Origin of the sequence: Loktanella agnita (assembly GCF_046640325.1) — a bacterium.
Classification (GTDB): domain Bacteria; phylum Pseudomonadota; class Alphaproteobacteria; order Rhodobacterales; family Rhodobacteraceae; genus Yoonia; species Yoonia agnita.
Genome location: NZ_JBJMBF010000003.1, coordinates 259,644 through 278,678, shown reverse-complemented (window position 1 = coordinate 278,678; position 19,035 = coordinate 259,644). Strand labels below are relative to the sequence as shown.

20 protein-coding genes are annotated in these 19,035 nt (G+C 58.9%); 9 read left to right on the top strand and 11 right to left on the bottom strand.

Annotated features, from left to right (window positions below; translation table 11 throughout):
- The first annotated feature begins 44 nt into the window (after positions 1 to 44).
- From ACJ5NV_RS05070 to ACJ5NV_RS05060, 3 genes are read left to right on the top strand one after another with little or no spacing between them, the layout of a single operon-like run.
- On the top strand, positions 45 to 674 hold the full coding sequence (locus tag ACJ5NV_RS05070; RefSeq protein ID WP_411642532.1) for a MarC family protein: 630 nt from the start codon (positions 45 to 47) through the stop codon (positions 672 to 674).
- A gap of 16 nt (positions 675 to 690) precedes the next feature.
- On the top strand, positions 691 to 1,269 hold the full coding sequence (locus ACJ5NV_RS05065; RefSeq protein WP_411642531.1) for a retropepsin-like aspartic protease family protein: 579 nt from the start codon (positions 691 to 693) through the stop codon (positions 1,267 to 1,269).
- Positions 1,266 to 1,376 carry a DNA polymerase III subunit chi gene (locus ACJ5NV_RS05060; RefSeq protein WP_411642530.1) on the top strand — a complete coding sequence of 37 codons (111 nt, stop codon included), beginning with the start codon at positions 1,266 to 1,268 and terminating at the stop codon, positions 1,374 to 1,376. The genes ACJ5NV_RS05065 and ACJ5NV_RS05060 overlap by 4 nt, the downstream gene beginning before the upstream one ends.
- Before the next feature lie 62 nt (positions 1,377 to 1,438).
- On the opposite strand, the gene ACJ5NV_RS05055 is transcribed toward ACJ5NV_RS05060, so the two are convergent.
- Entirely contained in the window at positions 1,439 to 1,903 is a 465-nt protein-coding gene (locus tag ACJ5NV_RS05055) for a DNA polymerase III subunit chi (protein ID WP_411642529.1), read from the bottom strand.
- A gap of 2 nt (positions 1,904 to 1,905) precedes the next feature.
- Entirely contained in the window at positions 1,906 to 3,375 is a 1,470-nt protein-coding gene (locus ACJ5NV_RS05050) for a leucyl aminopeptidase (RefSeq protein ID WP_411642528.1), read from the bottom strand.
- Positions 3,376 to 3,538: 163 nt separating this feature from the next.
- Here ACJ5NV_RS05050 and lptF point away from each other — a divergent pair, with 163 nt between their 5' ends.
- From lptF to rsmA, 6 genes are read left to right on the top strand one after another with little or no spacing between them, the layout of a single operon-like run.
- Positions 3,539 to 4,648 (top strand): LPS export ABC transporter permease LptF, encoded by a 1,110-nt coding sequence (lptF, locus tag ACJ5NV_RS05045; protein ID WP_411642573.1) that lies wholly within the window; start codon positions 3,539 to 3,541, stop codon positions 4,646 to 4,648.
- Positions 4,645 to 5,739 (top strand): LPS export ABC transporter permease LptG, encoded by a 1,095-nt coding sequence (gene lptG, locus ACJ5NV_RS05040; RefSeq protein ID WP_411642527.1) that lies wholly within the window; start codon positions 4,645 to 4,647, stop codon positions 5,737 to 5,739. The genes lptF and lptG overlap by 4 nt, the downstream gene beginning before the upstream one ends.
- Positions 5,739 to 7,832, top strand: coding sequence for an LPS-assembly protein LptD (locus tag ACJ5NV_RS05035; protein ID WP_411642526.1), 2,094 nt, complete (start codon positions 5,739 to 5,741; stop codon positions 7,830 to 7,832). Before lptG ends, ACJ5NV_RS05035 begins: the two co-directional genes overlap by 1 nt.
- A gap of 19 nt (positions 7,833 to 7,851) precedes the next feature.
- Positions 7,852 to 9,075, top strand: coding sequence for a peptidylprolyl isomerase (locus tag ACJ5NV_RS05030; protein WP_411642525.1), 1,224 nt, complete (start codon positions 7,852 to 7,854; stop codon positions 9,073 to 9,075).
- On the top strand, positions 9,072 to 10,037 hold the full coding sequence (gene pdxA / locus ACJ5NV_RS05025; RefSeq protein WP_411642524.1) for a 4-hydroxythreonine-4-phosphate dehydrogenase PdxA: 966 nt from the start codon (positions 9,072 to 9,074) through the stop codon (positions 10,035 to 10,037). Before ACJ5NV_RS05030 ends, pdxA begins: the two co-directional genes overlap by 4 nt.
- Positions 10,034 to 10,873, top strand: coding sequence for a 16S rRNA (adenine(1518)-N(6)/adenine(1519)-N(6))-dimethyltransferase RsmA (gene rsmA, locus ACJ5NV_RS05020; protein ID WP_411642523.1), 840 nt, complete (start codon positions 10,034 to 10,036; stop codon positions 10,871 to 10,873). The genes pdxA and rsmA overlap by 4 nt, the downstream gene beginning before the upstream one ends.
- An 8-nt stretch (positions 10,874 to 10,881) precedes the next feature.
- On the opposite strand, the gene ACJ5NV_RS05015 is transcribed toward rsmA, so the two are convergent.
- The 9 genes from ACJ5NV_RS05015 to ACJ5NV_RS04975 all read right to left on the bottom strand — a co-directional run bounded on the left by ACJ5NV_RS05015 (position 10,882) and on the right by ACJ5NV_RS04975 (position 18,964).
- The gene (locus ACJ5NV_RS05015) at positions 10,882 to 11,427 is read right to left on the bottom strand and encodes a P-loop NTPase family protein (RefSeq protein WP_411642522.1); all 546 of its coding nucleotides are present in this window, start codon (positions 11,425 to 11,427) and stop codon (positions 10,882 to 10,884) included.
- The gene (locus ACJ5NV_RS05010; protein ID WP_411642521.1) at positions 11,424 to 11,969 is read right to left on the bottom strand and encodes a DUF4167 domain-containing protein; all 546 of its coding nucleotides are present in this window, start codon (positions 11,967 to 11,969) and stop codon (positions 11,424 to 11,426) included. The genes ACJ5NV_RS05015 and ACJ5NV_RS05010 overlap by 4 nt, the downstream gene beginning before the upstream one ends.
- Positions 11,970 to 12,183: 214 nt before the next feature.
- On the bottom strand, positions 12,184 to 13,038 hold the full coding sequence (gene prmC, locus ACJ5NV_RS05005; RefSeq protein WP_411642520.1) for a peptide chain release factor N(5)-glutamine methyltransferase: 855 nt from the start codon (positions 13,036 to 13,038) through the stop codon (positions 12,184 to 12,186).
- The gene (prfA, locus tag ACJ5NV_RS05000; protein WP_411642519.1) at positions 13,035 to 14,090 is read right to left on the bottom strand and encodes a peptide chain release factor 1; all 1,056 of its coding nucleotides are present in this window, start codon (positions 14,088 to 14,090) and stop codon (positions 13,035 to 13,037) included. Before prfA ends, prmC begins: the two co-directional genes overlap by 4 nt.
- An 18-nt stretch (positions 14,091 to 14,108) precedes the next feature.
- Positions 14,109 to 14,546, bottom strand: coding sequence for a DUF1499 domain-containing protein (locus ACJ5NV_RS04995; protein WP_411642518.1), 438 nt, complete (start codon positions 14,544 to 14,546; stop codon positions 14,109 to 14,111).
- Between the two features lie 68 nt (positions 14,547 to 14,614).
- Positions 14,615 to 15,535 (bottom strand): endonuclease/exonuclease/phosphatase family protein, encoded by a 921-nt coding sequence (locus ACJ5NV_RS04990; RefSeq protein WP_411642517.1) that lies wholly within the window; start codon positions 15,533 to 15,535, stop codon positions 14,615 to 14,617.
- 116 nt (positions 15,536 to 15,651) lie between these two features.
- On the bottom strand, positions 15,652 to 16,863 hold the full coding sequence (locus tag ACJ5NV_RS04985; protein WP_411642516.1) for a glycerate kinase type-2 family protein: 1,212 nt from the start codon (positions 16,861 to 16,863) through the stop codon (positions 15,652 to 15,654).
- Positions 16,860 to 18,053 carry a hypothetical protein gene (locus ACJ5NV_RS04980; RefSeq protein ID WP_411642515.1) on the bottom strand — a complete coding sequence of 398 codons (1,194 nt, stop codon included), beginning with the start codon at positions 18,051 to 18,053 and terminating at the stop codon, positions 16,860 to 16,862. The genes ACJ5NV_RS04985 and ACJ5NV_RS04980 overlap by 4 nt, the downstream gene beginning before the upstream one ends.
- Positions 18,050 to 18,964 (bottom strand): hypothetical protein, encoded by a 915-nt coding sequence (locus ACJ5NV_RS04975; protein WP_411642572.1) that lies wholly within the window; start codon positions 18,962 to 18,964, stop codon positions 18,050 to 18,052. Before ACJ5NV_RS04975 ends, ACJ5NV_RS04980 begins: the two co-directional genes overlap by 4 nt.
- Positions 18,965 to 19,035 lie beyond the last annotated feature (71 nt).

Sequence of the window (19,035 nt, the reverse complement as noted above, 5' to 3'; positions counted from 1 at the left end):
TGTGCCAATCAGTGGCACGATCAAAAATCAAGAAAATCAGAGTAATGACAGAAATCCCTGCCCTCATCGCCGCCTTCACCACGATGTTCATCATCATGGACCCGCCTGGGCTGGCGCCTGTGTTCATTGCGCTGACCCAAGGCATGCCTGCCGCCCAACGCCGGGCGATTGCCGTGCGGGCTTGTGTCGTCTCTGCTGGTCTAATGCTGCTCTTTCTGGGGCTTGGTGAGGCCGTCCTTGGATTTATTGGCATCTCTATGGACGCTTTCCGCATTGCGGGCGGCATCCTGCTGTTTCTGACAGCCCTTGATATGCTGTTCCAAAAACGTCAGGCCCGACGCGAGGAAAATGCAGCCGAAGGTCAGGCAGAACATCATGATGACCCTTCAGTCTTTCCTTTGGCCCTGCCACTGATTGTTGGCCCCGGTGCAATCACTACGATTATCCTGCTCGCGGGTCAGGCTGAAGGTATGGCCGATTTCGCGGCCATTAGCGCTGTACTTCTGGCCGTGCTGTCGATCACCTTTTTATCTTTTCTTGCGGCACCCGCGATTGAGCGTGCCTTGGGCAAGACCGGGTTGAACATCGTAACCCGCGTATTGGGGATGCTTCTGGCCGCGTTGGCCGTGCAATTCGTGCTCGACGGATTGCGGGGTTTCGGGATCGGCGGCTAGCGCCTATATATGGGTCATGAGTACAGACCAATATATGCAACTCACCTATCTGGTGTTACTGGCTGCCGCGATTGGCGGGTCCTATGTCGTGTCGCATAGTGCCAATCTGGGCAAGCTGGCCCAGCAGGCGGCCCTGTGGTTTTTGATCTTTGTCGGGGTCGTCGGCGCCTATGGTCTGTGGGAAGATATCAGTCGCGATGTGAACCCGCGTCAGGCCGTTGTCAGTGATACCCGGATCGAAGTGCCCCGCAGCTTTGACGGCCATTATTACCTGACGCTTGACATCAACCAGACGCCTGTGCGGTTTGTTATTGATACCGGGGCAACGCAAATGGTGCTGAGCCAGCAGGACGCAGATCGCATTGGCATCAAAACCGAAAAGCTGGATTTCTTCAGTTCTGCCAATACCGCCAATGGTGTGGTCCAAACGGCCCCGGTCGTGTTAGACGCAGTGGCGCTTGGAGCGATACGCGATACGCAGGTGCCCGCTGTCATCAACGGTGGCCCAATGGATGAGTCACTGCTTGGAATGACCTATCTGCAGCTTTATGACCGCATCGAAATCGCCAATGATCAGTTGATCCTAAGCCGATGATACGCGCCCTGCCCTTTGTGCTGTTGTTTGCCGCCTGCACCCCGGCCCCAACCGAACTGCCCGAAGATTTCGACCCGAGCTTTGCCTTTTTCATCGCACCGGATTGATTTGGGGTTCATCGGTGGCGTGACGGGGCGACATGTACGAGTTCGCAGATTCATAAGCGCAGTTAAGACACGCCTGTTTTCTCTGCCTTTTTGGCCCAACGCCCATCCTCTTGCGCCCAATATTGCGCAGCACAGCCTGCATCCGTCAGCATCTTCCACTGCCCGCGCGCGTGCTGCAATGCGGCCCCGTCATGGCCGTCAAAAAGGATGCAAACCCGTTCCAGGTTCGTGACTTCGCCGGCGTCCACATCCGCGCCGCCGATGCTCATCACACAACTAAACCCGTCGCTGGGCACATCGCCCAGCAGAACAGGCTGATCAGCATCATGTGGTCCACCGGCCAGACCATGCGGCAAAAACCCGTCATCTCGGCCCGTCCACAGCAGATCATCCAGCCGTTTCAGCAGATCAGGGTGCGAGCCGCGCACCAACACCCGCCAGCCGACGTCGCGCGCCTTGCCGATCAGCATCGGCAAGGTCGTCTCTAGCGGGCTGTCCGTCAGGTGATAGAAATAGGCCGCGCCCATGCTCAGCTTTCGTATTTATCCGCGATCAGCCGGTTCAGGGTCATCACACCCCAGCCTGTCGCGCCCGCAGGGGCCAAAGCTGTTTCCTTTTTCACGCTTGCTGTGCCCGCAATGTCCAGATGGCACCACGGCACATCATCTTTGACGAAGCGTTGCAGGAACTGTGCAGCGGTAATCGACCCCGCATTGCGCCCACCCACGTTCTTCATGTCGGCGATATTGGATTTTATCAGCGCATCATATGCCTTGCTCATCGGCATCCGCCACGCGCCTTCGCCCTCGGACCCTGCGGCCTTGAGCAGCGCATCGCTGAGATCGTCAGAGTTTGAAAACACACCGGCGTTTTCATTGCCCAAAGCCACCAGAATGGCCCCGGTCAGTGTGGCCAGATTGATCATTCCGGTGGGTTTGAAACGCTCTTGCGCATACCAAAGCACGTCGGCCAGCACGAGCCGCCCCTCGGCGTCTGTGTTGATGATCTCAACCGTGTCACCTTTCATCGAGCGGACCACATCGCCGGGACGGGTTGCAGTGCCAGACGGCATGTTTTCCACCAGCCCGACAAGACCGACTACATTCGCCTTTGCCTTGCGCAATGCCAGCGTGCGCATCACGCCCGCGACGACACCGGCACCGCCCATATCCATGGTCATGTCTTCCATGCCCCCGGCGGGTTTCAGGCTGATCCCGCCTGTATCAAAGACCACGCCCTTGCCCACCAGCGCAAAAGGCGCGTCACCTTTGGTACCGCCATTCCAAGACATCACTACCACTTTGGATGGGCTGGCCGACCCTTGGCCGACGCTGAGCAAGGTGCGCATGCCCAGCTTTTCCAGTTCATCCTCTTCAAGGATTTCAACGTCCAGCCCCAGCTCCTGCATCGCAGCCAGACGGGCGGCGAAATCGTCAGTTGTCAGGATATTGGCCGGTTCATTAGTCAGGTCGCGGGTAAAGAACACACCTTCGGCAATGGCAGCCATCGGCTCGGCGGATTTTGCGACCTCTTCGGGTTTTGACACCATAAAGGCGATCTTGCCGATTGGCTTCTTTTCCCCAGTCTTGTGAGCGTCGAATTTGTAGTTGCGCAGCGCCAGCCCCAAGGCGATCTCATCAGCGCGGTTGATGGTGCCGGCAAGGACCAGCAGCTCTGCATTCCCTTGCGCTTTGGCAATTTGTGCGCCGGCCTTGCGGGCGGCCTGACTGTCGGGGCGGCGGCCCAGCTTGACCACCAGCACAGCAGAGGCGTCCATGCCCACCGGGTAATTCAATGCCACCACATCGCCGGGCGCGCTTTTTTCAAAGACATCGCCTTCGACTAGCCGGGCAACGGCCTTGCGGGTCAGCGTGTTGACCTTGCGCGCGCCCGCATCCAGCTTTCCATCTGCATCGACGAAAACGACAACCTTGCCCGACGCCTGTGCCACGGTATCAAGATCGACCTCTTTGAATTGAATCTCTGCAGGCGTTGTCATGACGGCTCCTTCATGTCGGTGAAACGTGTTTCAGCCATAGGTAGCCTGCCCGCCCCCGGATTGCCAGATAGCTGTTCAATCCGCCGCAGCGATAGGATAGCTTGCCGCAAATCGCGTATGCATCATGACAAAGGACATCTGGGTGGCAAGATTTGACAGATACATGCTGTCCCAACTGATGGTGATCTTTGGGTTTTTCAGCCTTGTGCTGGTCATGGTCTATTGGATCAACCGAGCGGTGGTGCTGTTTGATCAACTGATCGCTGACGGGCAATCGGCCGTCGTGTTTCTGGAGTTCACAGCGCTAACACTGCCTGCGGTGATCCGGCTTGCCCTTCCGCTCGCCGCCTTTGCGGCCTCAGTTTACGTGACCAACCGGATGACGACCGAGTCCGAACTGATCGTGGTGCAGGCCACAGGGTATTCATCATTTCGGATGGCCCGGCCTGTTCTTTATTTCGGGATCGTCGTAGCGCTGTTGATGTCGGTGCTGATGCATTTTCTGGTGCCGCTCAGCGCCTCGCGGCTGGCAGACCGGCAGGCTGATATCGCGCAAAACGTCTCTTCCCGATTACTGACAGAAGGGCAGTTTCTTGAACCCATTCGCGGTGTGACCTTTTATATCCGCGAGATTACACCTGCCGGGGAGCTATTGGATATCTTCCTGTCTGATACCCGCGACGCGGATGAACAGGTCACATACACGGCATCGCAGGCCTTTCTGGTGCGGGATGATGAAAAGACCCAATTGGTGATGATCGACGGGCTGGCACAATCGCTGCGGACCGCTGATCAGCGGCTCTTTGTGACGTCGTTTGATGATTTCGCTTATAATATCGACGGGCTTATCGCGACTGGCAGCAGCAAAGGGCGGCGGGATTCAGAGCTGTCCACTTGGGAACTGCTTAACCCGACCCCGGCACTGGAAGAGGAGACCGGGCGCAGCGCGGCGCGGATGATATCGCGCGGGCATGATCGGTTCAGCCAGTCGCTGCTGGGCACTGTTGCGGCGCTGCTCGGCTTCGCGGCGCTGCTGGTGGGTGGCTACAGCCGGTTCGGGGTTTGGCGTCAGATCGTCGCTGCAATCCTTTTGATCATATTGGTCAAGGCGATGGAAACCGTCGGTTTGAACCTCGCCCGGCGGAACGAACAGCTTTGGTTTGCCACCTACCTGCCCAGCGTGGTTGGTTTCGTCATCATCTGGGCCCTGCTCTTTGCCGCAAGCCGCCCATATTTATTCAAACGGCGGATCAAGGAGGTCGCAACACCATGATCCTGCACAGCTATTTTGCCCGCCGTTTTCTAAAGACGTTTCTAGGCGTCTTTGGTGTCTTCTTTATGATCATGATGTTTCTGGACCTTGTGGAGCAGTTACGGCGCTACTCCGGGGCCGACGCAAATTTCATTGAAATCCTGACGCTGACCCTGCTCAACATCCCGCAGGGCATTTATATCATCCTGCCACTGATCATGATCCTTGCGACGATTGCGCTGTTTCTGGGGCTTGCGCGATCATCAGAAATGGTTGTCACGCGCGCTTCGGGCCGGTCGGCGCTAAAGGCTTTGCTGGCACCACTGGCCGTCGCGCTAATGATCGGGGTGTTGTCTGTGGGGGTCCTTAACCCGATTGTTGCAGGCACATCGAAAGAATACGAAGCCCGTGGCGATGCGCTGCGCGGGGACAGTTCGGTTTTGTCCATCGGCTCTACCGGGCTGTGGTTGCGGCAAGGGGGCGAGGAAGGCCAGACCGTGATCCGCGCTCAAAGTGCCAATCTGGACGGGACAGAGCTGAACCAGGTGACCTTCATCACCTTCGGGCCCGGTGGCGTGCCCGCACAACGGGTCAATGCAACAAGCGCGCGGCTGATCGCTGGTGCATGGGTTCTGACCGAAGCGAAATCCTGGCAGTTGCAGGGAGACACCACGCCCGAAGCAGAGGCAGAGCAGTTCGACAGCCTGCGCATCCAGTCCACGCTGACGCCTGATCAAATCAGGGATAGTTTCGGCACGCCGTCTTCTATTCCGATCTGGGAACTGCCCGCCTTTATCGAACGGCTGCGGGCTGCGGGGTTTTCCGCGCAGCGGCATCTGGTTTGGCTGCACACCGAATTGGCCCTGCCGGTATTTCTGGTGTCCATGGTCATGATCGGTGCGAGCTTTACCCTGCGCCACCAGCGCGGCGGACGAACCGGGCTGATGGTGATGTTTGCCATCATGCTGGCGTTTGCCATCTATTTCATCCGGAACTTTGCCCAGGTCTTGGGCGAAAACGGACAGTTGCCCGCGATCCTGGCCGCTTGGGCACCGCCACTGGCCGCTATCGGGCTGTCACTGGGGTTTTTGTTGCATAATGAGGACGGCTGATGCGGTTACTTTTGCTGATCCTGATGCTGCTGCCGCAGCTTGGTCGGGCGCAGGGTGCGGCGACCCTCGTCGCGGATGACGTGATCCTAACTGCGGATGAACAGTTGATCGCATCGGGCAATGTTGAAGTACTGTATGACGGTACAACGCTGCGCGCCGCACGGATCATCTATGATAGCGAAGGTGATCGGCTGACAATTGAGGGGCCGATTGTTATTCGGGCGGCAGACGGTACGCTACTGACGGCCAACCGCGCGGAACTGGACCCCACACTGGAAAACGGCATTTTGCTGGGCGCACGACTGGTGCTTGACCAGAAATTACAAATGGCCGCCAATCAGATCGACAGGCGCGAAGGGCGATATTCACAGCTTTACAAGACCGTCGCCACCTCCTGCCAAATTTGCGGGGACAGCGCGCCATTGTGGGAAATCCGGGCTGAACGGGTGGTGCACGATGATGTGGAGCGCCAGCTGTACTTTGAGAATGCGACATTTCACATCAAAGGTCTGCCCCTTCTTTGGCTGCCGCGAATGCGTTTGCCCGATCCGCAATTGAATCGCGCAAACGGGCTTCTGATCCCAGAGCAACGCAACACATCGCAACTGGGCAGCGGGCTGAAAATCCCCTATTTCATCACGTTAGGCGATCATCGCGATGTCACGCTGACGCCCTATATCTCGGCCGAGACCCGGACGTTGGAACTGATCTATCGCCAAGCTTTCGTGAATGGTGATCTGCGGGTTGAGGGCGCAGTCAGCGATGACACGCTGCTCCCCGAAAACCGTTCCTATCTTTTTGCAAATGGTCGTTTCGCCCTGCCCCGTGCTTATCAACTGACCTTCGATATCGAGGCGGTCAGCGATCCTGCCTATCTGCTGGATTACGGGTATTCTGACAAGGACCGGCTTGATAGTGCCATCAGCCTACTGCGGGTCACCGACACCACGCTGTTCGAAACACGCTTCACCTATCATCAGACCTTGCGTGATGATGAATCCAACGCCTCGCTCCCGCCTATTGTTGCCGACGTGACTTATGAAACAAGGCTGCGCCCGGCTTTCGGCGGTACGCTGACGCTTGGTGCGGATTTCGACACCGCCTACCGCTATAGTGACACCGACGGTGATGCAGGGCGAGACGTCAGCCGTGCCGGCGGTCAGGCCCGATGGCAAGATAGCTGGCTTTTTGACGGGGGCGTTGTCGCCAAGTTTCAGACCGCGCTGCGCGCAGATTACTACAATGTTGAAGATGACAGCGCCTATACGGAAAACGATGTCAGGGTCGCGCCCGCCATTGGGGCCGAACTGCGCTGGCCGCTTGGCCGGCAGATGCCCAGCGGGACAGCCCATCTGATTGAACCGGTCATGGCCGTTAGCGGGGCCGAGACTTTTGGCAGCACGCCCCCGAATGAAGACAGCACCCGAACAGAATTCGGTCCGGCCAACCTGACCGCCCTGTCACGTTTTCCGGGTGAGGATGCCGTGGAAACAGACAGTCAGGCAGCGCTTGGCGTCACATGGACCCGTACAGGGGCGGAAGGCCTGACATCGCTGCTGAGCTTTGGGCGCGTGGTGCGCGGCCGTGAGATTACGGAATACAGCCGGTCATCGGGGTTGGATGGGCTAAGGTCGGATTGGCTGATTGCCGGGCAAATCACCACGCCGGATGGTTTTATCATTGATGCGCAAGCGCTTGTTGATGAAGACCGGGGCCTGAACCGTGCCACAGGCCGGATCGCTTGGCAAAATGATGAGGTGGCGTTAAGGGCCGACTATATTTGGCAGGGCAAGGACGCCGCGGAGGACCGGCCCGATACGATTTCGGAATGGACATTGGAAAGTGAGTTCACCCTCACTGATGCGTGGTCGCTGGGTCTCGATGCCCGCTACGACGTGGCCGCTGATCGTCCGGTCCGTGGAGAGATCGGTCTGCAATGGCGAAACGAATGTGTGACCGTCGACGTTTCGGCCTCGCGCCGCTACACGTCTTCCACTACGGTTGATCCAACCACGACTTTTGGGCTAAGCGCCTCTCTGAGCGGATTTTCCAGCAACCGGTCAGGCGGCCCTGCCGCCGGATGTACAAACTGAACGAATGACGAGGACAGGCATGCGCGCAATTTCAAGACTGGCCGTTTTCACGGCTTGGGCACTGACCCTCAGTCTGGGCAGCGCGGCGTTCGGCCAGGGACAGCTGACCCCCGCGATCACAGTGAATGACCGGGTCATCACCCGCTACGAGCTGGATCAGCGCAAGCGGCTGTTACAGGTGTTCCGCACGCCGGGCGATCTAGATGAACAGGCACGCGACGGGCTGATCGAAGATCGGCTGAAGCAGCAGGAACTTGACCGGGTCGGCCTGCAACTCAGCGAAGACGATGTGCAAACCGCGATGTCGGAATTCGCAAGCCGCGCAGATATGAGCCTGACACAGTTCACCCGCGTTCTGGGGCAAAGCGGTGTAGACCAAACGGCACTGCGGGATTTCGTAAAGGTGGGCACCGGGTGGCGCGAATATATCCGGGCCCGGTTTAACCGGCAGGTGACCATCACCGACGCGGATGTGGAACGTGCAAAGAATGCACAAGGTACCAGCACCAGCGAAGTAGAGGTGCTGTTGAGCGAGATCATCATCGCCGCCCCGCCACAACAAGCCGCACGCGCGGCAGCCGTCGCCGATCAGATTTCACGGATACGCTCTTTGTCAGAGTTTGAGGCGGCTGCGCGCCAAGTCTCTGCACTGCCATCGCGCGATAATGGCGGCCGTCTTGGCTGGCTGCCGCTGTCCAACTATCCGCCGCAGATTGGCCAGATCCTGCTTGGGCTTCGTCCGGGGCAAGTGACCGAACCGATCAATATTCCCAACGGGATCGCCCTGTTTCAGATGCGTGCTGTGCGCGAAGCGACCCGCCGCGCCCCGCCTGCCGCACAGATCGAATATGCCGCCTATTACATCCCCGGCGGTCGTTCCGAGGACGCACTACGCACAGCAGCCGAAGTACGCGATCAGGTTGATACCTGTAATGACCTTTACGGCGTTGCACAGAACCAACCGGCCGAGGTGTTGGACCGAAACACACTGGCCCCCGCTGCTATTCCCGATGATGTCGCGCTGGAACTTGCACGGCTTGACGCGGGTGAAGTGTCTTACAACCTGACCCGCAATGACGGGCAAACGTTGGTATTTCTGATGCTTTGCAATCGCAGCAGCACAGCACAGGCTGGTCAAAGTGACGACGCGGTCCGTAATCAGATCCGCAGCCAGCGGCTTGCAGGTTTGGCGGACGCGCTGTTGGAAGACCTGCGCGCCTCTGCCGTGATTATCGCCCGATGAAACCGGTTGCGATCAGCTGTGGCGAACCGGCAGGGATCGGTCCGGAAATCGCAGTGGCCGCATGGCGGGAACTGAAGGGCGAACTGCCTTTGATCTGGATCGGTGATCCCGCACATCTGCCCGCAGGCACCCCGTTTCAGCCGGTCGGCAAGGCAGAGAACGCCAAATCAGTCTGCGCCCATGCCTTTCCGGTCATGGTGCGTAATTTCGTTGGCCCGGCAACACCGGGCATTGCCAATCCGGCCCATGCCAAAGGCGTGATTGACGCGATTTCCACCGGGGTTGAGCTTGTTGTGAATGGTCAGGCCAGCGCGCTCTGCACCGCCCCCATCCACAAGGCCGCACTGATCGACGGGGCGGGTTTTGAATACCCCGGCCATACGGAATACCTTGCCGCACTTGCCGATCTGGACCGTGTTGTCATGATGCTGGCCTGTGACGCGCTGCGCGTCGTGCCCGCAACGATCCACATCCCACTGGCAGAGGTTCCATCGCAGCTTACCCCTGCGCTGCTGACCGAAACATTGCAGATCACCCATGCGGCGCTGCAACGCGATTTCGGGATCGCCAATCCACGCATCGCTGTGGCCGGGCTTAACCCGCATGCGGGCGAAGGCGGCAAGATGGGCACGCAAGAGATCGACATTATCTCACCGGTGCTCAGCACGCTGCGCCTTCAGGGTATGGACATAGTCGGCCCGCTTTCTGCTGACACAATGTTCCACGCGGCTGCACGTGCAAATTATGATGTAGCCTTGTGCATGTATCACGATCAGGCGCTGATTCCGATCAAGACGCTGGATTTCTCTGGCGGGGTTAATGTCACGCTTGGCCTGCCCTTTATCCGCACGTCGCCCGATCACGGGACGGCCTTTGACATTGCAGGCAAAGGCGAAGCGGATGCAACGTCGATGGTTGCCGCGATCCGGATGGCAGCAGAGATGGCCGCGACACGGGGATGAGCGGGATCGACAACCTGCCCCCCCTGCGAGAAGTTATCGCGACCCATGATCTGGCGGCCAAAAAATCGCTTGGTCAGAACTTTCTGCTCGACCTGAACCTGACGGCCAAGATCGCCCGGCTGGCTGGCGATCTTTCCCAATCCGATGTGCTTGAGATCGGCCCCGGCCCCGGCGGCCTGACACGTGGGTTGCTGGCCGAAGGCGCGCGGCGGGTGCTTGCCATTGAAAAGGATCCGCGCTGTGTCCCTGCATTGGCCGAGATTGCAGACGCCTATCCGGGGCAGTTGCAGATCATCAATGGCGATGCGCTGGATGTGAACCCGCTGGAACATCTGACAAGCCCGATCAAGATTGCGGCCAATCTGCCCTATAATGTCGGGACAGAGCTGCTGGTCCGTTGGCTGACCCCTCCGGCTTGGCCGCCTTTTTGGGAAAGCCTGACACTCATGTTCCAGCGTGAGGTCGCACAGCGGATCGTGGCACAGCCCGGCGGCAAGGCGTATGGGCGGCTCGCGTTATTGGCCCAGTGGCGCACCGACCCGCGGATCGTCATGGAATTGCCGCCCGAGGCATTCAGCCCACCACCCAAGGTCAGCTCTGCCGTTGTGCACCTGTCCGCCCTGCCCGCCCCGCGCTATCCGGCCAACCCTGCAACATTAAACCGGGTTGTGGCGGCTGCGTTCAATCAACGCCGCAAGATGCTGCGCTCTGCGCTTAAATCGCTGGATCCGGCGATTGAGGATCATTTGCATGCGGCCGGGATCAAGCCCACGGAACGGGCTGAACAGGTCCATCTGGAAGCTTTCTGCGCATTGGCGCGCAGCCTTGATAGCTGACAGGTCGGTTACGCGATCTGGTCCAGAAAATGCGTGACCTCTGCGGGCGTCGTTAAACGGATTATGGCTACATTTGTGTTCGCCAGCCCCGCTGCAATCGCTGATCGAAACGCATCATCTTTGTGGATTGCATCCCAAGCAAATCGCCACTGACGGAACCCCGGCCAGTCGCGGTTGCCCGGCGGATGCTCTGGCCGTACCCGCCCCAGATACCGCAGACTGCGCCATAGAATGCGACGGAACCGCAATCCCGCCGGAAAGTCCAACCAGACTACCAGATTAGCGCGCGTCAGAACCTCTGGCAGCAGAATAGAAGGGCCGCCTTCAAGCACCCATGCCTCTGCCGCGACTGCATCAAGAACTTTGGCCTGCACCTCGGCCCTGTCGCGCTGCGCCCATCCTGTCGTCAGCGCCAGTGCATCCTTACTGATACCGGGCAAACCTCGCCACTGCGCAATCCGCTGCGCCAGCCATGTCTTGCCCGCGCCGTTTGCACCAACAATCACCACCCGCGAAAAACAAAGCCCCCCGAAATCGGAGGGCTTTTCATTCACTCGGCGGCCTCTGGAGAGGCGGCGCTGCCATCCCCATCCGGGCTCGGTTTGGGTTTGCGCGGGCTGCGGGGTTTACGCGCACGCGGCTTTGGTTTTTCCTCTGGTGTATCGACCAGACCGGTATCATCGCCGTCGTTCATATCCATCACGTCCTCACCCACAGCGGGTTGATCAGACGATCCCGGATCGTTCGACGCCGCCTCTTGCGCTTTCAGACGTTCCTGACGCTCGCGGTCGCGCTCCACCTGTCGCTGGCGGTTTTGCTCTTCCTGCTCTTCGCGGCGCGTTTCGACTTCACGCTGCGCCTCGGCCAGCAGGCGAGTATAGTGTTCGGCGTGCTGGGCAAAGTTTTCTGCATCAACGCGGTCACCAGCAAGAACGGCATCCCGGTGCAACTGATTGTATTTTTCAATAATCTGCTGCGGAGTTCCGCGCACCTTGCCATCTGGACCAGAGCTGTCGAACACCCGGTTAATGATGTTGCCACCCGAAGGGCGATTATTGCGGTTCTTATTCCGCGATCGTGACTTCGATGATCTCATAAATTGCTCTCAAGCCTTTGGCTATCGTTGCGCTGGCCGTACATCACGCTTAATGCGTGTCTTAAATATTTGGCCTTGCGATGTTTTGGCGACTGATCAGGGGAAGAGCCAAAGGGCTCTTTGACCGCATGATGGTTATGATTAAACATCTGCTTGCCGCTAAGACAAGTCCTAAGTGAATAGAATGCTACATTTTTGCGCCTGATCGGCAACTTTATGCCATTGCAACAGCGATTTGTCCCATCACCACCCGATCGCGGCCATCCAAATCCGGCATGACAACAACATCTTGCAGACCCGCCGCGCGCGCCATAGCGGTCACATCCGTCCCCTGTGTTGGGCCAATTTCCAGCAGCAACGCCCCGCCGGGCATCAGCGCAGGCACAGATTGCTGAATGATCACCCGATAGGCGCTGAGCCCGTCATCTTCATCCGTCAGAGCCATGCGCGGTTCCCATTGTCTGACCTCAGGCGACAAGCCCGCCATTTCCGCAGCCGCGATGTAAGGAGGATTCGATACGATCAAGTCAAAGCGTTGCTGGATCGCGCCCATCCAGTCGCTTTGTACAAATGTGGCGCGTTGATCGACACCGTGCCGTGTCGCGTTACGACGCGCAACGGCCAAAGCCTTAGCCGAGGCATCACCACCAACACCCAGCGCGCCCACCCTCTCGGTCAGGAGTGTGACCAGAATACAGCCTGACCCTGTGCCCAGATCCAACACACGGCGAAACGGGCGACGCAAAGCAAGTTCAATCAGGGTTTCGGTTTCTGGTCGAGGGTCGAGCACGTCCGGGGTGACCGCGAAACTGCGCCCGTAAAAATCGCGTGTACCGATCAGATGCGACACCGGCTCGCGCGCGGCGCGTCGTGCAATCAGGGTGGAAAAACGGGTCTTCGTTTCGGGTAGAACAGGCTCTGGTAAAGTCAGCGTTAGCCTCCACGCCTCTACCTCAGACGCATAAGCGAAAAGCTTGCGCGCATCCCGCGCCGGATCGGGCACGCCTGCCTTAGCCAAGGTCTTGATGGCGGCCTGCAAAAGTGCGGTGCCTGTTTCCTCCCCGCTCACGCCCCCATCTCGGCCAGTAAGGTGGCCTGGGCATCAGACTGCAACGCATCAATGACTTCCCCCAGATCACCCTGCATGATTTGGCCAAGCGAATAAAGTGTCAGGTTGATCCGGTGGTCCGTCATGCGGCCCTGCGGGAAATTATAGGTGCGGATACGTTCAGACCGGTCACCCGATCCTACCTGTGCCTTACGGTCAGCAGAGCGTTCACTATCAACCCGCTGCCGTTCCATGTCGAACAGCCGGGTCTTAAGCACCTGCATCGCGATTTCACGGTTACGGTGTTGCGATTTTTCGGCGCTGACGACCATGATCCCCGTCGGCACGTGCAGAATACGCACCGCCGAATCCGTTGTGTTTACGTGCTGGCCGCCAGAGCCGGAGGCGCGCATCGTATCAATGCGCAGATCACCGGGGGCGATCTGGATATCAACATCCTGTGCCTCTGGCAGGACAGCCACCGTCGCGGCAGATGTATGGATGCGCCCGCCGCTTTCGGTTTCTGGTACGCGCTGCACCCGGTGGACACCGCTTTCATATTTCAGCTTGGCAAACACGCCATCGCCGGCCACACGCGCGACGACCTCTTTGATCCCGCCTAGCTCTGTCTGGCTTTCTTCGAGGATTTCGAACCGCCAGCCCTGCTTTTCAGAATAGCGCTGATACATCCGCAACAGGTCTGCCGCGAAAAGAGAGGCCTCTTCCCCCCCTGTCCCAGGGCGGATTTCGACCAGCGCAGGGCGCGCATCGGCGGCATCCTTGGGAAGCAGCGCCAGTTGCACCTCATGCTCGGACACTTCCAGCTTTTCCTGCAATTCCGGCAATTCCATCTCTGCCAGTTCGCGCATTTCGGGATCGGCCAACATCTCTTTCGCTTGGGCGATCTGGCTTAGCAGGTCCTGATAGGCGGTGACCGTTTCAACAACCGGGCGCAATTCAGCATATTCGCGGCCGAGGGTCGCAATCTCAGAGCCACTGGCCCCCTCTGCCATCTTCGCTTCCAGAAACTGAAAGCGGTCGATGAGCTGCGCAATCTTTTCTTGTGCAATCATAGCGCAGGAAGTGTCTGATCACAGCGGCTCGGTCAAGGGGCCAAGCGCATCCAGCCAGCTTTCGACACGGGCGCGGTTCACGCCCACATCGGACCAGCCAAACCGCAGCCGACCGTAGATAATCAGTGTGTCATCTACGATGGCAATGGTCGTATAGTCTGGAAAGCCCATGATCCGGGACCGGGTGAGGAATGTCATCATACCCGCCGCAGCGCGACCCGCCAAAAGATGGGTGCGCGGAGTCGCTTTGGCGATCTGTTCAACCGCCGCCATGACTTCATCCCGTGGGGCCGTGATCCGACGCACAGCGCGAAAACCGCCCGCTTCGGGGTAGTCCCCGGGCCCCGCGGGCGTGGGTGAGACATGCCAACGCTCTGCCGGTGATGGCGCTAAACGCACATAGGCGATGGTGCCGATCAACAGCAAGATAATAACAGCCACAGTACGGGTGAACATCACGCGGTCCTTTTTTTGCACGTCTCAAGACATGGACCCCGGACCGCCCGACGGCAAGCCCCGTAACGTTAGGGCAACTTGAAATCGGCTAGAACTGGATAATGGTCCGTCGGCCATTCACCCGCAAACCGGTCACGGATCACCACCGGCGCGCCAACGCCTGTTGCGCCGCCTGTCGCCCCGATATGGTCAATGGCCCCGAACAGGTTCAACCCACGGTTCAGGTGGTAGGTCGCGCCGTCAACGGGGGAAAAACGCAGCCCTGCCGCTTCCAATATCCGGTGGGTGCGCGACCCTAGCCTTGCGTTCAAGTCACCGATCAGGAACACGGTCTCTCCCGCCGCGATCCAAGGCGCTATGCGTTCGACCACAAGCTCTGCCGATAGCCGCCGATTTGACCCGCTGGAATATTCGAAATGCACATTGACCACGCGAAAATCGCTGCCATCGCTACGGATGAACGATGCCCAAGAGGCAAAGGCAGGATAGGACCCGTTGAAAGTCCGCGAATAAATCACGTCAGGCGTCTCTGAAAAGAAGAACCAGCCCTGATCACGCAGTGTCAGCCCTTCTGTTTGATAGAGGATTGGCTGGGTCGATGGAAATTCCCGCCAGTCACCAACAGCCGCCGCCGCATAGCCGGGGTTCTGCGCCAAAAGCCAGTCCAGCGTGAGATTTGCAGACCCGTCGCTGCCCCGCTGAAAGCTTTCCATCTCTTGAAAGCCAACAACATCTGCATCCAGCGCTTTAAACGCAAGATCCAGCGGCGCCTTGCGGCGTTCCCAATCACCAAGGGACCAAGGACCGGTTGCTTTGCTCAAAATGATGTAGTGGACATTATAGGTCGCCAAACGCAGCGTATCAGGCGACCGAGCAGGCACCGGTTCATCGCCGGAATTGCGGATCAGCTGCACACAGGCTGCCAGCGTCAACACACCCAGCACCCCAAGCGATAGACGCAAGACAGATCGCCATTTGCTCCGTTTCATATGAATACCATGCCCGACCAGATAACATTCCCTAAGAACGGCTTAGCACAGGGCTTTGCGGCTCAGCCAGCTTAGACTTACTTGTGGCGAACTTGCAGCAAACAGGTTATCTGCCCTCAACCCTTTCGGATCATGATCCCAAGATCCGCCACATTCGTTCCCGTCGCCCCCGTCATCAGCAAATCACCCGCGAGCGTCAGCGCAGCGTAGCTGTCATTCTCGGTAAGAAGCGCCTGAAGATCGCCGCCTTTCGCATTGATCTTATGCAGCGTTTCCGCATCCACCAATCCACCCGCTGCATCCGTGGGACCGTCCCGCCCGTCGCTGCCACCTTGAAGGCAGACCCAGTCAGGCCAGCCACGGGTAGAGGCCTCCATCGCGATCCGCAAGGCGAGTTCCTGATTGCGTCCACCCCTGCCAGCCCCTCGCAATTGCACAGTCGTCTCACCCCCCCAAAGTGTTACGCCCGGCCTGGCCTGATCGCAGATCAGCCGTGCAGCGTCGGCCACGTCACCTTCGACCGGCGCTGCAAGCAGATGCGCACCCGGTGCGGCAGCCGCCATTGCGTTCACGCTCTGGCCGTTTGACCCGACGAGGATGTTTACCGCCTGCGGCACCACCGGCTGCGCGCGCGGGGTCTTCAGATGCAAACGCACTGCATCGGGCATTTGATCCCAGATACCGGCACTGCGCAGCAGCGCCACGGCGTCCTCTGCGGTTCCAAGCGGCGCGACAGTTGGGCCGCTGGCGATTGCCGCAAGGTCGTCGCCAATGACATCCGACAACAGCAGCGCGGTGACCGGATAATGGGCCGCGTGGCGTAGAAAGCCGCCCCCCTTAATGTCAGATAGCTGTTGTCGGATCAGGTTCATCTGCCCAATGGCGAGCCCCGCGCCCAACAGGATCCTATTGACTGCCGCCTTATCGGCAAGGGTCAGGTCCCCCGCTGGCGCAGGTAGCAAGGCAGAGCCGCCGCCCGAAATCAGCGCCAGCACCGGACCATCCACCGCCCCCAAGGCCGCGATGACAGCGCGCCCCGCCGCAGCGCCGTTGTCATCAGGGACCGGGTGCCCAGCGGCAAATACCTCTGCCCCATCAAGCGGCTTTGCATTCTCGTAATTTGTGACGACAATCGTTTTCGCGCCGGGAAAACGCTGCATGGCGGCCTGCGCCATGCCTCGCGCAGCCTTGCCCACCGCAATAATCAAGGCCGGTCTTTCATCGACCTTGTCCAACGCGCCGGTCACGGCGGCATTAGGGTTCGCCGCCGCCACGCCTGCGCGAAAAATTCGCAGCGCCTCTGCCCGCATATCCGCCAAATCCGTCATCTCTGCCTCGCGATCAGTCCTGCCATTCTTTGCACCACCTGCAATTCCAACTCTGCATTGGGTGACGCGCTTAGCGAGGGCATCGACAGCGCGATCAACACCAGCGGCTGCCCCGATGCGAGCATGATATGCGTCGCACTATAACGTTCAAACAGATAGGTGATATGATCTTCGGCCACAGGACCCAGTGCGGGAGGTTCGGATTTACGTAGGACCGGGCTCGCAGCAAAGATCTGATGGAGCACATCTGTTTGCAATCCGTGCAGGCTTTTTTCGCTAACCACCACCGCACCTTCGACCAGCGGATGCGACCGTAAGCCGCGAAGGAAGATCAGTGGATCATCGGTGCGGGCTGTCGCCATATGACGCAAAAGCCCCCAGCTTTGCTCCTCCAGTCGCAAGGTGCGAGCGTCGTTGAAGATCGCCACCAGAAACATCACGGTCATGATTGATGCGATGCTCAGCAGGGTTCCATCCCGGCCGAGCGTGCCGAAAAACCCGATCATCGTTCCTACCACGGTTGCGGCTGCGACCATCACGAAAAGGTTCATCAGGGTCGCCCGGTGACCAAGATGGGTACGCCCCAACCCGATAGCCAACCAGCACAGGATCAGCACGCTGAGCGCAGAAAACTGGATCGGCAGACCGATATAGATCAACATGAAGTCGCCAAAAGCCATGGGAATGAACAGCGCCAATGACCACCCCAGACGGGTCACCGTGACATTTTCACTGACGGACAGGGACTTGCGGTCGCGCATGATGATCAGACAGCCAGCCAGCACAAAACCTGCCATCTGAAAACATAAAAGCGCCATGGTGCGCAGCGGGTCGATACTGTCGGAATACCAGAACGCGCTTACCGTAAAAATAACTGTCCCTGCCCCGACAAATATCTTGAGCCAAGGCGGCGCGTGACGACGCAACAACCCTTCGGTCATAAGCAACGCCGCCAGCGGAAGAAGAGCAGCCCCTAGAAGAACCATAACCCGGAAAATCGGCAAGCCCGGTACAATCGTCAGGACGCGGCCCGCGAACAAAAGCATCATCACCCGGATGCAAAACAGAAATCGCCGATTGATCGGGTCCCAGCCATCGCGCCGCAGCAGAACATTTTGTAAGGTGAGCAGGCCCAGCAGCGCGCCACATGACAAAAACAGCTCTGTCAGCTCCGTTGCAGCTGTGATCATTTCGTGGGGGCCTTCCACGGGCGCAGGGTGGCGAAATGCGTCCGGCTGTCCGACCAGTATATGATCGGCAGAACAACCCGGCGCAGGGCCACAAGCGACCCAAGAACCAGCAAACCAAGCACGGCAGATTTCGGCACAGCACGAGACAGGTAGGTGCGCATCGCGGATAGGTCCATCTGACCGAGCTGGATCACATCATCCCCGCGTTCATAATCCAGCTGCTCTGCGCAAAAATCGTTGTAGCGCTCATCTCGATGTTTCGGCGCGTCTTCCCATTTCTTTTTCAGATCATCCGATCCGCCGGTATAGGCATTGGTGATCACGAAACGCTCTTCATCGAATTCCGCTTCCGGTCCGACGCCAAAAACACTGCGATGCTTTGCCAATATCTGTCGGGCGAGCAATAGATGGTTCAACGTCCGCCGCCCCTTGCCCGGACGCGGCCAGACATATGAAAACATCTCTGCCACCATGCCCACCACGGCGGGCACCTGCGTGACGTTTGATATCCAGACGGGGCGGAACTGGCGGCGGAAAAAGATCAAGAAACAGGTCAGCCCGTAAAGCACCCAAGACAGATTGCGCTGTCGCTCTGCCGGGTCAACCATGACCAGCCCCAGATGCAGCACATCGGTCGGATGCGGTGCGGTGTCCAATGTCATGACGGCCAGCGCATTAAACGCAATCGGCGTCCCATCAGGGCGGCTGACCAGCGTGATGATCACCGCGCCCATACGGGCTGGGTCACCTGAAAAGATACCATAGGACAGATCGCCGTTGTTCAACGTCCGCGCGGCAACGCTGCGCAGGTCCGTGGATAACGCGACAAGCTGACCTTGGGTCATCCACATCCCCGGACGCTCGACGATGCGCACGATATAATCAGCACCTGACCGAATGGTCACGTCCATATACCTGCGCGCAAGCGCCCTGAGAATTGCTGTAATCACGTCACACCGACCCCTTTGCAGGCTACGTTAGC